Origin of the sequence: Hydromonas duriensis, from assembly GCF_004363775.1 — a bacterium.
Classification (GTDB): domain Bacteria; phylum Pseudomonadota; class Gammaproteobacteria; order Burkholderiales; family Burkholderiaceae; genus Hydromonas; species Hydromonas duriensis.
Window position 1 is genome coordinate 1 of sequence record NZ_SNZE01000067.1, and the last position, 1,598, is coordinate 1,598.

General features: G+C 53.6%; 1 protein-coding gene. It reads right to left on the reverse strand.

Annotated elements, in window-relative coordinates; translation table 11 throughout:
- A partial coding sequence (locus DFR44_RS11515) for a hypothetical protein (RefSeq protein WP_162845262.1) occupies positions 1-1,598 on the reverse strand: 1,598 nt, incomplete at both ends.

Sequence of the window (1,598 nt, forward strand, 5' to 3'; positions counted from 1 at the left end):
GTGTTGCTGACGGTGACACGGTAGGTGATGTCGAACTGGTCACCCGTGCCGCTCACTGCCGTTGGGCCTGCAGTCACCGCCTTGGTGACGTTGACGCCTGCCACAACGCTGGTGTAGACCACTTTACATGCCATGGTTTGACCTGCGTATTTCGAATCGAACGCCAGTGTGCTACCAAACGCCACTGTGACATCGGGATTGACACCATCCGAACACAACCAAGAGGTCGGTGAACCGTAGAAAATCTCGTTACCTGCTACTGCAAACGAAGGTGTGGGTACAGTGACCGTTTCACCCACCACCGCCAAGGCGGTGTTTGATTTGACGGTGTTGCTGCCTGTGCTGACGGCATCGAATGCAGTGGTGTTGGTGTTCAATCCCGTTGAGGCAGGGACGGATACCTTCTCACCCACGGTTGCACTAGACCAATCGACTTGGAAGGTCAATTGTGTCGTTTGTGCAGTCGGTGTGGTGGCACATGCGTTCGCATCTTTAACTGTACCCGCAATGGTCATTTGGGCATTGTTGAACAAACCATTGCCTGTTGTGGCGGTACAGGTGTTGTTGGTTGTACTACCCGTCGCAGCGACTTTAACACGCACGGTGATGTCGTAGGTTTCTGTCGTTGGTGTGGCGGTTGAACCTGCAGCGATGCTTTCGTTACTGATAATCGATGTGTTGGTGCCTGAACCTGTGAACGCGCTGTTCACGGTACCGCTGACATTGCTGCCTTTGGTGATGGTCGGTGTACCGACAACAGTGACATCAGAGTCAAAGCCAAATGTGTCGCTTAAGCTGTACGCTGTGGCCGATGCATTGGTGTTGCTGACCGTGACACGGTAGGTGATGTCGAACTGGTCACCCGTGCCGCTCACTGCCGTTGGACCTGCGGTCACCGCTTTAGTGACGTTGACGCCTGCCACGACGCTGGTGTAGACGACATTACACACCACGCTGTTGCCCGTATATTTGCTAGCAAAGTTAAATGTACTGCCAAACGCGACGGTGACATCGGGGTTCACACCATCCGAACACAGCCAAGAGGTCGGTGAACCGTAGAAGATGTCGTTGCCTGCGGTGGCAAACGAAGGTGTTGGCAAGGTCACGGTGTCGTTAATCACGGTCACGACATTGCTTGATGACACACTATTAGTACCTGTACTAACAGCATCAAACGCTGCGGTGTTGGTGGTTAAGCCTGTTGTGGCTGGAACAGTGACTTTCTCGCCGACAGTCGCGTTGACCCAGTCGACTTTTAACGTCAATTGTGAGGTTTGAGCGGTCGGTGTCGCAGCACATGCGTTCGCATCTTTAACTGTACCCGCAATGGTCATTTGGGCATTGTTGAACAAACCGTTGCCTGTGGCTGCGGTACAGGTGTTGTTGGTGCTGCTGCCTGTTGCGGCGACTTTAACACGCACGTTGATGTCGTAGGTTTCTGTCGTCGGTGTAGCGGTTGAACCTGCGGCGATGCTTTCGTTGCTGATAATCGACGTGTTGGTGCCTGCACCTGTGAACGCGCTGTTCACGGTACCGCTGACATTGCTGCCTTTGGTGATGGTCGGTGTACCAACAACGCTGACATCAGAGTCAAAGCC